Origin of the sequence: Desulfosoma caldarium (assembly GCF_003751385.1) — a bacterium.
Lineage (GTDB): Bacteria > Desulfobacterota > Syntrophobacteria > Syntrophobacterales > DSM-9756 > Desulfosoma > Desulfosoma caldarium.
Genome location: NZ_RJVA01000013.1, coordinates 302,620 through 315,274, shown reverse-complemented (window position 1 = coordinate 315,274; position 12,655 = coordinate 302,620). Strand labels below are relative to the sequence as shown.

Here is a 12,655-nt window from a genome sequence, read left to right as displayed (position 1 = left end):
TTCATATCACAATGTTAACCAATTTCTTGGGCACCACCACGGTCTTGCGAACCGGCTTGCCGGCCAGAAAACTTTGAATCTTAGCATCTTGTAAAGCAGCCTCCTTCAAAGCTTCCTCAGAAATGTCCGCCGGAACCACGAGTCGACTACGCAACTTGCCGTTCACCTGCACCACCACGAGAACGGTTTCCGTCGCCAGCGCCTCTTCCCGATAGGTTGGCCATGGCCTTTTGGCCACACTGGCCGGCATGCCCAATGAAGTCCACAGTTCCTCGGCAATATGAGGGGCCATGGGCGAAAGCATCAAAATGACCGCCTCTATGGCTTCTCGAATCACAGACCAGGCCGTCCTATCTTCCTTAGCCTTGTCCAGAGAGCCGTAAATTTCGTTGACCAATTCCATGATGGCGGCAATGGCCGTGTTGAAATGGAACCTCTGCTGGATATCTTCGGTCACCTTCTTGATGGTCTGGTGGGTCTTGCGATGCAGGCTTTGAAGGGTCTGAGGTAAAGGGTCATGGCCGTCATAGGGAGCGACGGTTTTAAGTTTTTCCAGGTTTTCCGCCACAAGGCGCCACACGCGCCCTAGAAACCGGTAAGCCCCTTCCACGCCCTGGTCGCTCCATTCCAGTTCCTTTTCCGGAGGTGCCGCAAACAGGCAGAACAAACGGACCGTATCGGCTCCATAGGTGCGAATCATCTCGTCAGGGTCCACCACGTTCCCTTTGGATTTGCTCATCTTGGCGCCGTCTTTGATCACCATGCCTTGCGTGAGCAGGTTCGTGAAGGGCTCGTCCACCTGCAGGTACCCCATGTCACGAAGCACCTTGGTGAAAAATCGGGAATAGAGCAGATGCAACACGGCGTGTTCGATACCCCCGATGTATTGATCCACAGGCATCCAATAGTCCACCCGGTCGGGGTCCAAAGGCCCTTCGGTATAGTCCGCGCAGGCAAACCTTGCAAAATACCAGGACGACTCCACAAAGGTGTCCATGGTGTCCGTTTCCCGCCGCCCCGGTCCTCCGCATCGAGGGCACGTGGTTTGAACAAAGGCCTCACTCAAGGGCAGAGGTGACGCGCCGTTTTCCGGCATTTCCAAATCCAAGGGAAGAATGACGGGAAGATCCTCCTCCTTGACGGGAACCGTGCCGCACCGATCACAATACACAATGGGAATGGGCGCGCCCCAGTAGCGCTGGCGTGAAATACCCCAGTCCCGCAGCCGGTACTGGACGGTGAGGCTTCCCTGCCCTCTGGCTTCCAAATCCCGCGTGATGGCCTCGCGGGCTTGAGCCGAACTCATTCCCGAATAGGGGCCGGAATGGACCAGCACCCCGTCCTCTTCAAAAGCGTGTGTCAGCTGGTCCGGATGCAACACGTCGGCCCCCTCGTTTTCCTTGATGACCACCTTGATGGGCAAGCCGTACTTGCGGGCAAACTCAAAGTCTCTTTGGTCGTGGGCCGGCACCGCCATCACGGCGCCCGTGCCGTATTCCATGACCACGAAATTGGCCACATAGATGGGCATGGGCTCCTGGGTCATGGGGTTGATGCAGTAGGATCCTGTAAAGACACCTTCTTTTTCTAAAAGCCCCACGTCGCGTTCGCCCCGCTTGGCCTGCTTAGCTTTTTCCACAAAGTCCAGGACGGCCTGTTCCTCATGATGACCTCGGCATAGGGTCGCCACCATGGGATGTTCCGGAGCCAAGCTCATGAAGGTAGCCCCAAACAAGGTGTCGGCCCGTGTGGTAAAGACGTCGATAAAACCTTGGCCCGAAGCCAGAGGAAATCGAATGGTGCTGCCGAAGCTCTTGCCGATCCAATGGCGCTGCATGGTCAGCACCCGCTCGGGCCACCCGGGAAGTTTGTCCAGCCACTCCAGGAGCTCTTCCACATAGTGGGTGATCTTAAAAAACCACTGCTCCATTTCCTTTTGCACGACAGGCTGATCGCAGCGCCAGCACGCGCCGTCTTCCACCTGTTCATTGGCCAGCACCGTCTGGCAGGTGTCGCACCAATTCACATAGGACTTTTTCTTGTAGGCCAGTCCGCTCTCATACATCTTAATGAAAAACAGTTGTTCCCATCGGTAGTAAGACGGATCACAGGTGGCAAATTCTCGAGACCAGTCGTACGAAAAGCCCAACTGCTTGAGTTGGTTTCGCATGTAATCAATGTTTTCATAGGTCCACTTGGCCGGATGGGTCTTGGCCTTGATGGCCGCATTTTCGGCCGGCATGCCGAAGGCATCCCATCCCATGGGATGCAGCACGTTATAGCCGCGCATGGAAAGGAATCTGGCCATCACATCCCCGATGGCATAATTGCGCACATGGCCCATGTGAATGCGGCCTGAAGGGTAGGGAAACATTTCCAAAAGGTAGTATTTCTTCTTGGCAGGATCTTCAGAGACTTCAAAAAGTCGTTCCCGCTCCCAGTATTCTTGCCATTTTTTCTCGATGCTTTTGGGATTGTATCGGCTGTCCATGACTCTCTTCCTCACATCCATTTCAACCGGCTCACGCCGAGATAACTTTCCTTAGCAAAGCGCTTGCCTTGTAGCATACGCGCTGACCGTTCGCAATGGGGCATATCGGCGACGCCCATGCTAAGCTAGGGGAGCCCGACCATATCATGGAAGCCGGGAGCTTTCCGGCGTGCGAGGCAAAGCCCGCCGTGGTTATTCTGCCGAAAAATGCAAAAGATGAGGACTCTCGTCCTCCCTACAGCGCCCCATCAGGAGGCCCGAAAGGTAACAGTTGAAGGGAAGCGCAAAGGTGGGCACGCCATGACAAAGGCTTGGCCAAAATATTCTGATCACCGGATGCGACGGCGCAAGGGCCCTTGGTTTCTGCCCAAAAGCCCTTTGGCTGGGCATTCCATCGGCGGGGCGTTCACGAGGGGGGTGTCGTGACATTCCAACGGCCCGCGCCCGCTCAGCTCAAAAGAGTCTGATCTCCTGCCACCCGGCGAACCAAGTCCCGATAGTCCTTGGCTCCCGGGGATCCCGGAGCATACTCGTAGATGGTCTTACCGTAGCCTGGCGCCTCGGACAGGCGCACATTGTAGCGAATGGGAGGACACAGCCGGCTGTTGTAATGGGCTTTCAACTGGTTGAGAATCTCTTCTGACTGCTTGACCCGCTTGTCAAAAAATGTGGGCACCACGTACTTGAGCGCAAGATCCTTGTGGTAGTTCTGGACAGAGGCCAGGCTACGGCTGAATTCCAACAGTCCCTGAATGGACATCACCTCAAGGCTCACCGGAATCAGCACTTCCTGCACATAAAATAACACGTTGATGGTCAGCACATCCCAGCCCGGTGACGTGTCCACAATCACGTAATCAAATCGACCGTCAATGGGCGTCAAGGCTTCGGTCAAGGTCATTTCTCCACGAAAATCCTTGCGCGCGATGAGCCTCTTGACACCCGCCAAGGAACGGCCGCCGGCCAACAGCCATAGGCGCTCCCGCGCCTCAGCCAGGCATTGCTCGGCAATGACTTCGCCGGTCATCAGTTCCGTCAAGCCGGCTTTGGGTTTCACGCCCAGCATGTAGGCCGCCTGCCCCTGGGTATCCGTGTCCACCAAGAGCACCTTGAAGCCGGCCAAGGCTAAACCGGCCGCGAGATTGACAGACGTGGTCGTCTTGCCCACGCCCCCTTTGCTCAAGGAAACCGCAATGCGGCGTCTAGGCCATTCCTTGCCATGAACAGGCTGAACCACCTCTGCAGGCTTGGCCGCTTCCGATTCCGTATCCCCTGGCCTGGATATGGGGAACCGATGCCCGCAAAAAACGCACTTCGCCGCTTTCACCTTTTCGGAAAGGCGCGTTTCGTCCACCTTGTGCTGTCGATTGCAGCTTGGGCATATGATAATCATTGGACTTCTTCTCCCGATGGTGTTTTAGAAACACGGTGGGACTTCGTGGTTTTATGGCAGATTTCATGAACCCTTCGAAACAGCCGACTCTTTGGCCCCTTGGCGTCCAACTCCTGAAGAGCCATTCGAAGAGCCGTCTCCACAATCATGGATTTAGAAATCCTGGGCTTGGGCTCGCCCTCGGAGGCTTTGAGCAAGCCCTGCTGAGCGTCTTCCAAGTGATGAATGATGAGCTTGGTCAAATAGTAGGTGACCTTCTTTTTTGGCCGCGCGTCCTTGGGCCGAGTCCTCGCGCTGGGGCGCTCCTCGGGTGCGATGTTGGCATTGCGGTGTTCCAGGCGCCTTAAATAAAAAGCCAACCGCTCAACGATGTCGTTTTCTTCCGTGGTCACCTTGGAGACTTCCCCCTTGAGCAAGGCCCCCATAATGTCCATCGGTTCCTCATCTCGAGATGGCGCCACCGAAATTCCTCCTCTACACCCCAGCGTTTCGAATCCCCACAACGATTCACCCATGTTCGTACACCATAGAAGCTTCAAAGAGTTTGCACCTTTAGGAGCTTCACGGCCCTGAGCCTCAGTGCTGTTCAAAAAACCGTTCCCGGAGCTTTTGCACGAAATCCATCATGAAAGCTCGATCGTCTTCGCTGCACATTTCCAAAGAAAGGCCGTACAAAAACCCGGAATCTTCGAGCGGGGTTACGTGGCGAACGATACCCTGGGCCTGAAAGCTCCTACCTCCGAAGTGCAGTTCCAGGCCTTCCAGGACTTGGCCCACCTCCGCCACATCGCCGGAATCCGCAACAAACCCAACACCACCTTCACTAATGTTGACCACGCGAAAAGGAACGCCGTTGATCAAAAAGGTTACCGGTGTTTGTTCGTTGACGGGAACGCGAAAGGTTTTGCGCACCATTGCCTGCTCATCAAAAACCCCGGTTAGTTCCAGCGTTTCTTCCAAATCCTTAAGTTCTTCCAAGAGATTGTCCTTGCTCACCATCGAAGGTTCCTCCGTGACCAGGTCGCCTTGTCCTGTGCCATTCCAACCACTTTTATAGTCGGCATCTTTGCACACCCCATTAAACATTTTTGCCACCCCGTGCATCCACGCATTGGGTATGAATCGTTGGAAGGCATGGCAGCGGTTTTGGTGCCCTGAATGGGTGGCTTCGGGCCGGTTTGCCCGGGTGAACTCGGAGCGTTTCTTGAAAAAGAGACGACGGCAGCTTATCATCTGTTCGTGTCGTGACAAGAAACGGCTCGACTCGACAATGCGGAAGGCTAGGTGGCCTATGAATGATCAGTCCCCAAAATTCCCCGATCAGGAAGAGTTGGAAAGAGAACTCAGTGAGTTCCTTTCTAAAAAATACGGACGCCCCGTCCGGGTCATTTCCCCTTTAATGGTAGCCCAGCCCAAGGGAGCCGAATCCAAGAAGTCGCCCTCGGACTCGGTGCGTAAGATCCAGTTTGACATAAAACCAGAGGAGTTGGAAGCCTATCTGGACCAATACGTGGTCAAGCAGGACCAGGCCAAGGCCATTTTGGCGACCAAGATCTGCACCCATTATCATCGCATCAAGTGGCGCATGGAACGGGGTGAACGCTACGCCCACTCCATCGGGCGTATCAAGAACAACATCATCTTGATGGGCCCCACCGGCGTTGGCAAAACCTACCTCATCAAGCTCATTGCCCAGAAGATCGGCGTTCCCTTCGTCAAAGGCGACGCCACCAAGTTCAGTGAGACGGGTTATGTGGGCGGGGACGTGGAAGATCTGGTGCGCGATTTGGTGCGCGCTGCCGATGACGATCTGGAACTGGCCCAGTACGGCATCATCTACATCGACGAAATCGACAAGATCGCCTCCTCGTCGCACCTCGTCGGACCCGATGTGTCGCGAACGGGTGTGCAGCGCGCGCTGTTAAAACCCATGGAAGAAACGGAGGTGGATCTGCGCGTGCCTCATGATCCCGTCTCGCAAATGCAGGCCATCGAACAATACCGCCGAACGGGTAAACGCGACAAACAGACGATCAACACCAAGGACATTCTGTTTATCGTCAGCGGCGCCTTTAACGGTCTGGCCGAGATCGTCAAAAAGCGCCTGCAGCAACAGGGTGTGGGGTTCAAGGCGGCGGTGCACAGCCGCGTCGATGACCACAAATTTTTGCAACACGTCAAGGCGGAAGATCTCATTCAGTATGGGTTTGAAAGCGAGTTTGTGGGCCGCATACCCGTCATCGCCGTGCTGGAACCTTTGGAAGTGGAAGATCTCTACCACATTCTCAAGAATCCCAACAGTCCGGTTATTCAAGCCAAGAAAGAAGATTTTCGCTGCTACGGTATCGACCTCAAGTTTCAGGACGAGGCCCTGTGGACCCTGGCGCACATGGCCTATGAAGAAAAGACGGGAGCACGGGGACTGGTCAGTGTCATCGAGAGGGTGCTCATGGGATTTGAAAAACGGCTGCCTTCCACCTCCATTCGCCATTTGGTGGTGACCAAGGATTTGGTGCTGCATCCGCACGAAACCCTGGAAAGCCTTCTCAAGGATCCGGAATCGCCGCAGCAAAGGGAACTCTACGAACGCATGGTCCGCGAGGAAAAAGAGGCCGTGCGCCAGCAGGTACTCAAGAAAAAGAAGCACTACGTGCACAACTACCCCTTTGTCTTTACACCGGAACGCCTGGAACTGCTTGTGGAACAGCACGTGAAGACCGGAGAACCCATCGAAGGACTCTTCGACGTCCTGATCACGCTCTACAACCAGGTCAAAGTCTTTGAAGAAGAATTTTACGAACATCAGGGCTTTAAGATTCACTTTGACGACCACGCCATCACGGCCATCATGTTCAAGGCTCTGGCGGAGGACAAGACGGCCACGGCCGTGTGCCGGGACATTTCCCGGGACTATGATTATGCGTTTCGGCTGGTGGCCGAGAGGAGTGGACAGATTCAGTTCATTTTGCCCAAAGGCGCCGTGGAAAATCCGGAAGTCTACCTGGATGAACTCATTCGAGACACCTATCGCAAGCACCCTCTGCCCTCTGAGGCCTTGCCATCGCAGAAAGGATCCAGTACATGATCGGCATCTCTAAACTCTACTGCGGCACCGTGGAGCCCTCGGACGCCCTGCGCTACGGTCGCCGCAGTGGGGAACTTCCATCCCACCTTTTGCAATTTTCTGAGGACAAGAAACCCGTCGTGGTCTGGAACGTGACCCGCCGGTGCAACCTCAAATGCGTTCACTGCTACGCTCACGCCCAGGACCGGTCTTTTCCCGATGAACTGACCACGGTTGAAGGAAAGCTCTTGCTGGACGACCTGGCGGCCTTTGGGTGCCCTGTGGTTTTGTTTTCGGGCGGTGAACCACTCATGAGGCCCGATCTCGTGGAATTGGCGGCTTATGCTGTACACAAGGGCATGCGCGCTGTCATCTCCACCAACGGCACCCTGATCACACCCCGCATGGCTGAGGAATTAAAACAAATCGGGCTTTCCTACGTGGGCATCAGCTTGGATGGTATGGAATCGGTCAACGACCGGTTTCGAGGGGTCAAGGGAGCGTTTCAAAAAGCCTTGGAAGGCATTGCGGCATGCCAGGAAGCGGGTATCAAGGTGGGATTGCGATTTACCATGAATCGTCGAAACGCGTCGGAAATTCCCGCCATCTTTGATCTTCTGGAGGCCCGGGATATTCCTAGAGTCTGCTTCTATCATCTGGTCTATGCCGGCCGGGGCTCCAAACTCATGGAAGATGATCTTTCCCACGAAGAAACGCGCCGAGCGGTGGATCTCATCATCGACCGCACGGCCGATCTTCACCGGCGCGCAAAACCCAAGGAAGTGCTCACGGTGGACAACCACGCCGATGGTCCCTATGTGTATCTGCGCCTGGTGCGCGAAGGGTCACCTCGAGCCCCGGATGTGCTCAAGCTTCTGGAAATGAACGAAGGCAACAATTCCGGCCGCGGCATCGGATGTGTGAGCTGGGATGGCGAGGTGCATGCGGACCAGTTCTGGAGGCACTATTCTTTTGGCAATGTGCGGCAGCGCCCCTTCAGCTCCATCTGGACCGATCTGTCCAATCCCCTCATGGCCCGGCTCAAGGACAAGAAACACTATGTCACGGGACGGTGCGCTCGATGCCGATGGCTGTCCGTGTGTGGCGGCAACTTTCGCGTGCGCGCCGAAGCGGCTACGGGGGATCTTTGGGCTCCTGATCCCGCCTGTTACCTGACGGACGAAGAAATCGGCCTGGCATCCGCGTGAGGCAAGGAGGTTGAACGCATGTGGTTTCCGGAATACCGACCGAGGCGGCTGAGACGCATGGAAAATTTGCGACGTTTGGTTCGGGAAACACGGCTGAGCCCGGACCTGTTCATTTATCCTCTGTTTGTGCGAAGCGGCCGAGGTCTACGGCAGGCCGTGCCGTCCATGCCCGGAGTCTTTCAGTGGTCTCGAGACACACTGGTTCAGGAAGTCAAAGAAGTCCAGGGGCTGGGCATTCCCGCCGTCATTTTGTTTGGATTGCCGGAAAAGAAAGACGAGACGGGATCTGAAGCCTATGCTTCCCATGGCGTGGTGCAGGAAGCGGTGCGAACCATCAAGGACGCCTGTCCAGACCTGGTGGTCATCACGGATGTGTGCCTTTGTGAATACACTAGCCACGGCCACTGCGGCGTGCTGCATGGTCAGGAGGTGGACAACGACCCCACACTCGGCGTTCTTGCCCGCATCGCCGTCTCCCATGCGCAGGCCGGAGCAGACATGGTAGCGCCTTCGGACATGATGGACGGCCGCGTGGGTGCCATACGCGAAAGTCTGGACGAGGAAGGGTTTCACCACACGGCCATCATGGCCTATTCGGCCAAGTACTGTTCTGCCTTTTACGGCCCCTTTCGAGAAGCGGCGGATTCGGCCCCTCAATTCGGCGACCGGCGCTCCTATCAGATGGATCCGCCCAACGCCCGTGAAGCGCTTCGCGAAATCCAACTGGACATCGAGGAAGGGGCCGACATCGTTATGGTCAAACCGGCCTTGGCCTATCTCGACATCATTCGTCGTGTAAAAGAAGAATTCGATTGGCCCGTAGCCGCCTATAACGTGAGCGGAGAATATGCCATGATCAAGGCCGCCGCCGCCAACGGCTGGCTGGACGAACGACGTGCCATGCTGGAAGTGCTCACCGCCATTCACCGCGCCGGAGCGGACCAGATCATCACCTATTTCGCCAAGGATGCCGCACGGCTTTTGGCCTCGTAAGAAAGGACTTTTCATGAATCGCTCTTTGCCTCCTGCCTCCGCCAGCGCACTCCATGCCGCCACGCATCCTCGAGCCGAAGGCCACGCGTGGCCTCTGCGCCTGGTGGCCTGGGAAGTCACCCGTAGCTGCAACCTCTCTTGTGTGCACTGCCGGGCGGCGGCCATGGACAAGCCCTATGCCGATGAACTCACCACGGAAGAAGGACTTCACCTTCTGGACACCATCGCCACGTTGGGCTCGCCCATCGTCATTCTCACCGGCGGAGAACCCCTGCTCAGGCCGGATATCTTTGATTTGGCCGCCCATGGCCGCGCTCGAGGTCTGCGCATGACCATGGCACCCAATGGCACCCTGGTGACCCCGAAGGCGGCTCGGCGCATGAAAGACGCCGGCATTCAGCGCATCAGTATCAGCCTGGATGGAGCGGATGCGGCCAGCCATGACGCCTTTCGCCAGGTGCCGGGGGCCTTTGAAGGCGCCTTGAAGGGAATTCGCCACGCCAAGGAAGCGGATCTCCCCTTTCAAATCAACACCACCATCACGGCTTTGAACCTCAAAGAACTGCCTCGCATTCAGGAACTGGCCGTGAACCTCGGCGCCGTGGCGCATCACATCTTTCTTCTTGTGCCCGTAGGGCGCGGAAAAAACTTAGAAGAACAAGCCATCAACGCGGAACAATACGAACAAACGCTGCACTGGTTCTACGAACAACGGGACAAGGTTCCTCTGCAGCTCAAAGCCACGTGCGCTCCCCACTACTACCGCATTCTTCGACAGCGGGCTCGCCAGGAAGGCCGCTGCGTGGACACGCAAACCTTCGGCCTAGACGCCATGACGCGCGGCTGCCTAGGAGGTACAGGCTTTTGCTTCATCTCCCACGTGGGCCAGGTGCAGCCCTGCGGATATCTGGAACTCAACTGCGGCAATGTGCGACAGGAAAGCTTTTCAAAAATCTGGAAAGATTCCGAGGTCTTTCAGAAGCTTCGCAACTTCAAAGCCCTGGAAGGAAAGTGCGGCCGCTGTGAATACGTGCGCGTCTGCGGCGGATGTCGCGCTCGAGCCTATGAAGCCACCGGGAACTACATGGCCGAAGAGCCCCTTTGCCTTTACGAACCCAAAGCCTCATCCGCAACCTAGTGTGATGGAAACGCCGAGGTTTCTACAGTGTAGGCGTTTCCATCATTTTCCCTTTGCACCGCAAGCGGCTTTTCAAGTAAGGCACCTTGCAAATTCGTTCGGGAACCGGCGCTTGGAAGCCTAGCCGGCAGTTATTTACTGATGCACCACAAAAATCTGCACCTCAAGCCGGTCTTCGGGGCGAATGTCCGTCTCGATCTTTAAGGGCGTGCGCTTTTGTGTCCCCAGCGCAACGGTGTCCAGCTTGGCCGCCACGTCCAACACATACCCGGTCAGGCCTTCCTGAGGTTTCGCCGTCACCTCCAAAAGTTGCGCGTCGTAATCCAGCCTGGTGATGCGAAAAGCCGCGCCGCCATGGTGCACCACCAGCACACGGCCCACGCGGATTTCAGGGTTGCCTTTGATTTTTCCCACCAATAGGCTTGTGGGGCGAATCCCAATGGGGCCCTCCACCATGCCTCGTACCGAAAGAAGCACCTCGGGTTTTTGCGGATGATCGGTGATCACACGCACGTAGCCAGAGTAACTGCCCTGTTCGGCCAGATTTTCGAGAACCACGCGGTACCGCTTGCCATTAGCCAGGGTTTCCACACGAGTGCGCACTTCCTTTTCCAAGCCGTTTTCCACGCGCACAATCTGCATCGGCACCTTGGAACTCTCCAGTTCCACTTCCTGTGGCTTGATCTGCGCCGCCGACCCTCGAAAGACCACCGTATCCCAGGGCCGCACATCAATGAAAGGAACCACCTTAACACTCAGGGCAAGAGCCACCCTTGGGTTTTGGGGATCATTGCAGTACACGGTGGCACTCTTGGTAACTTTTCCCCGATGTCCTGTAAGGTTGATCATTAATGTGATTTTTCCCTCTCCGCCTGGAGGGATGAGCCGGTCGAAACGGGCCACGCTGCAGCCTCAGCCCGGACGAACCTGTTGGATGGACAGGGGGGCCGAACCAACGTTGCGCACCACAAAATCGTGGGAAACAACGCCGTTTTCCATCACATCGCCGGCATCCACGGTTGGATTTTCAATAGCGATGCGAGGAGCATTCTGCTCCTTAGCCGTGTCCGCCGCCAAAGGACCGGAAGCGGCTATGACAGTGGCTGCTTTTAACACCACGAACACGGCAACCAGAACCCCACCGAAGTTCCCTGCTGAAAAAAGGTGCGACCCCCAGCCTTGCGGTTTCATGGTTTGTATTCCGCTCAAGACACTCCCGACTCGGCGCCGTTCTCTCTGGAAGGTTCTTCCAGAAGCTTTTTTAACGGCACCACCTCGAGGCCTTCCTTGGCAAAGGTGTCCGCTTCCTGCTGCAATACCTTTAAGGTGACGGCATGAGGATGGCCGATGGCCACGGCCTGCCCTTGCAGCTTGGCGCGTCGGATGACTTTGAGCACCTGCCGGCGCACAAACTCTTCAGTCGGTTCATGATCCAAAAAAATATCCCGCCGGGCACAGGCCATGCCCAGTTCCCGCGCCACCGACAGGGCCGCACTCTGCCCACTGGTATAGCTGTCCAGAAAGTAAAAATCCTTTGATTTCAGATGCTGCAGCACAACCCTCATGGCCTCGGGGTCCTCGGTGAACCTGGACCCCATGTGATTGTTGATGCCGCGGGCGTAGGGATTTTCCCTTAGAGCCTTGTCGATTTCGGTCACTATTTGCTGCGGCGTCATGGCCACCAGCAGGGTGCCTTGACCTGGATTGATCTTTGGATACCCATAAGGTTCCATGGGCATATGCAGTAAAACCTCGTGCCCATGGGCCGCCGCCAAAGCCGCCACTTCACGCGTGTGTGGCAAATGGGGCAGAACAGAAAATGTCACGGGCACCGCGAGGTTGATGAATTTTCGCGCCATGGCCAGATCTTGGCCGAAATCGTCTATGACCAAAGCGACGCGGCCCACGGCAGGCTTTTTCGGAACAGGGGAAGGTAACAAAGGGCCGGGGGGAGTTTTGGGCACCGACGCCACCGCGGGGGCGTCCTTCGCCCCCTCATGGAATCCAGTGGGCTTTGATCTGTCTTCTTTCGAAGGCCGATTCAACACTGTAGGCTTTTTTTTTTGCAAAGCCGGCGCCTGGGAAGAAGGAAGGGAGACCGCAGCCGTTCGCGTTTCCTTGCCACTTCGGTCGGACCGGTAAAAAGGATTGCCCTTGGCCCACAGGATAAGGGTCACCAAAAGAAACAACGCCACGATCCACACGGTCAGCAGGGGAACAAAGACGCTTTCCCTAGCGGGCTTTCGAGCCGAAGAGCCGACGGCAGAGGCGCCCGTGCGCGGCCTTTGACCCGACCCGCTTCTCGTGCGATTCTTCAGTGTCGATCGCCGCTTACCTTGGGCTGAGGCCATTCGAATGCCGATCCTTT

The 12,655-nt window shown here is 56.4% G+C and carries 11 protein-coding genes; 4 read left to right on the top strand and 7 right to left on the bottom strand.

Features of this window, described 5'->3' with window-relative positions; genetic code table 11:
• Position 1 precedes the first annotated feature (1 nt).
• From leuS to EDC27_RS16060, 4 genes are all read right to left on the bottom strand, one after another.
• Positions 2-2,491 carry a leucine--tRNA ligase gene (gene leuS, locus EDC27_RS11805; protein WP_123290963.1) on the bottom strand — a complete coding sequence of 830 codons (2,490 nt, stop codon included), beginning with the start codon at positions 2,489-2,491 and terminating at the stop codon, positions 2-4.
• Between the two features lie 448 nt (positions 2,492-2,939).
• On the bottom strand, positions 2,940-3,884 hold the full coding sequence (locus EDC27_RS11800; RefSeq protein WP_123290810.1) for an AAA family ATPase: 945 nt from the start codon (positions 3,882-3,884) through the stop codon (positions 2,940-2,942).
• Positions 3,881-4,345: a hypothetical protein gene (locus EDC27_RS11795; protein ID WP_148045749.1), complete on the bottom strand. Its 465-nt coding sequence runs from the start codon at positions 4,343-4,345 to the stop codon at positions 3,881-3,883. Before EDC27_RS11795 ends, EDC27_RS11800 begins: the two co-directional genes overlap by 4 nt.
• Before the next feature lie 115 nt (positions 4,346-4,460).
• Positions 4,461-4,883: a PilZ domain-containing protein gene (locus EDC27_RS16060; RefSeq protein WP_170161779.1), complete on the bottom strand. Its 423-nt coding sequence runs from the start codon at positions 4,881-4,883 to the stop codon at positions 4,461-4,463.
• Between the two features lie 292 nt (positions 4,884-5,175).
• On the opposite strand from EDC27_RS16060, the gene EDC27_RS11785 reads away from it, so the two are divergent.
• Genes EDC27_RS11785 through ahbD form a run of 4 tightly spaced genes read left to right on the top strand, consistent with a single transcriptional unit; the run spans position 5,176 to position 10,287 of the window.
• A complete protein-coding gene (locus EDC27_RS11785; RefSeq protein ID WP_123290807.1) occupies positions 5,176-6,969 on the top strand; it encodes an AAA family ATPase in 1,794 nt (597 codons plus the stop codon).
• A complete protein-coding gene (gene ahbC / locus EDC27_RS11780; protein ID WP_123290806.1) occupies positions 6,966-8,156 on the top strand; it encodes a 12,18-didecarboxysiroheme deacetylase in 1,191 nt (396 codons plus the stop codon). The genes EDC27_RS11785 and ahbC overlap by 4 nt, the downstream gene beginning before the upstream one ends.
• 18 nt (positions 8,157-8,174) lie before the next feature.
• Complete coding sequence (hemB, locus tag EDC27_RS11775; protein ID WP_123290805.1) at positions 8,175-9,149, top strand: porphobilinogen synthase; 975 nt, start codon at positions 8,175-8,177, stop codon at positions 9,147-9,149.
• A gap of 13 nt (positions 9,150-9,162) precedes the next feature.
• Complete coding sequence (ahbD, locus tag EDC27_RS11770; protein WP_123290804.1) at positions 9,163-10,287, top strand: heme b synthase; 1,125 nt, start codon at positions 9,163-9,165, stop codon at positions 10,285-10,287.
• A gap of 135 nt (positions 10,288-10,422) precedes the next feature.
• On the opposite strand, the gene EDC27_RS11765 is transcribed toward ahbD, so the two are convergent.
• The 3 genes from EDC27_RS11765 to EDC27_RS11755 all read right to left on the bottom strand — a co-directional run bounded on the left by EDC27_RS11765 (position 10,423) and on the right by EDC27_RS11755 (position 12,638).
• A complete protein-coding gene (locus EDC27_RS11765) occupies positions 10,423-11,136 on the bottom strand; it encodes a hypothetical protein (RefSeq protein ID WP_123290803.1) in 714 nt (237 codons plus the stop codon).
• A gap of 63 nt (positions 11,137-11,199) precedes the next feature.
• A complete protein-coding gene (locus tag EDC27_RS11760) occupies positions 11,200-11,478 on the bottom strand; it encodes a DUF1573 domain-containing protein (protein WP_123290802.1) in 279 nt (92 codons plus the stop codon).
• Positions 11,479-11,492: 14 nt separating this feature from the next.
• Entirely contained in the window at positions 11,493-12,638 is a 1,146-nt protein-coding gene (locus EDC27_RS11755) for a divergent polysaccharide deacetylase family protein (protein ID WP_123290801.1), read from the bottom strand.
• Positions 12,639-12,655: the final 17 nt, after the last annotated feature.

Bases quoted from the DNA above. Each gene is read 5' to 3' on its own strand.
- EDC27_RS11760 (WP_123290802.1), bottom strand. From the start codon at position 11,478: ATGAAACCGCAAGGCTGGGGGTCGCACCTTTTTTCAGCAGGGAACTTC.
- EDC27_RS11755 (WP_123290801.1), bottom strand. From the start codon at position 12,638: ATGGCCTCAGCCCAAGGTAAGCGGCGATCGACACTGAAGAATCGCACG.
- EDC27_RS11785 (WP_123290807.1), top strand. From the start codon at position 5,176: ATGAATGATCAGTCCCCAAAATTCCCCGATCAGGAAGAGTTGGAAAGA.
- EDC27_RS11765 (WP_123290803.1), bottom strand. From the start codon at position 11,136: ATGATCAACCTTACAGGACATCGGGGAAAAGTTACCAAGAGTGCCACC.
- ahbD (WP_123290804.1), top strand. From the start codon at position 9,163: ATGAATCGCTCTTTGCCTCCTGCCTCCGCCAGCGCACTCCATGCCGCC.
- hemB (WP_123290805.1), top strand. From the start codon at position 8,175: ATGTGGTTTCCGGAATACCGACCGAGGCGGCTGAGACGCATGGAAAAT.
- EDC27_RS11800 (WP_123290810.1), bottom strand. From the start codon at position 3,884: ATGATTATCATATGCCCAAGCTGCAATCGACAGCACAAGGTGGACGAA.
- leuS (WP_123290963.1), bottom strand. From the start codon at position 2,491: ATGGACAGCCGATACAATCCCAAAAGCATCGAGAAAAAATGGCAAGAA.
- ahbC (WP_123290806.1), top strand. From the start codon at position 6,966: ATGATCGGCATCTCTAAACTCTACTGCGGCACCGTGGAGCCCTCGGAC.
- EDC27_RS16060 (WP_170161779.1), bottom strand. From the start codon at position 4,883: ATGGTGAGCAAGGACAATCTCTTGGAAGAACTTAAGGATTTGGAAGAA.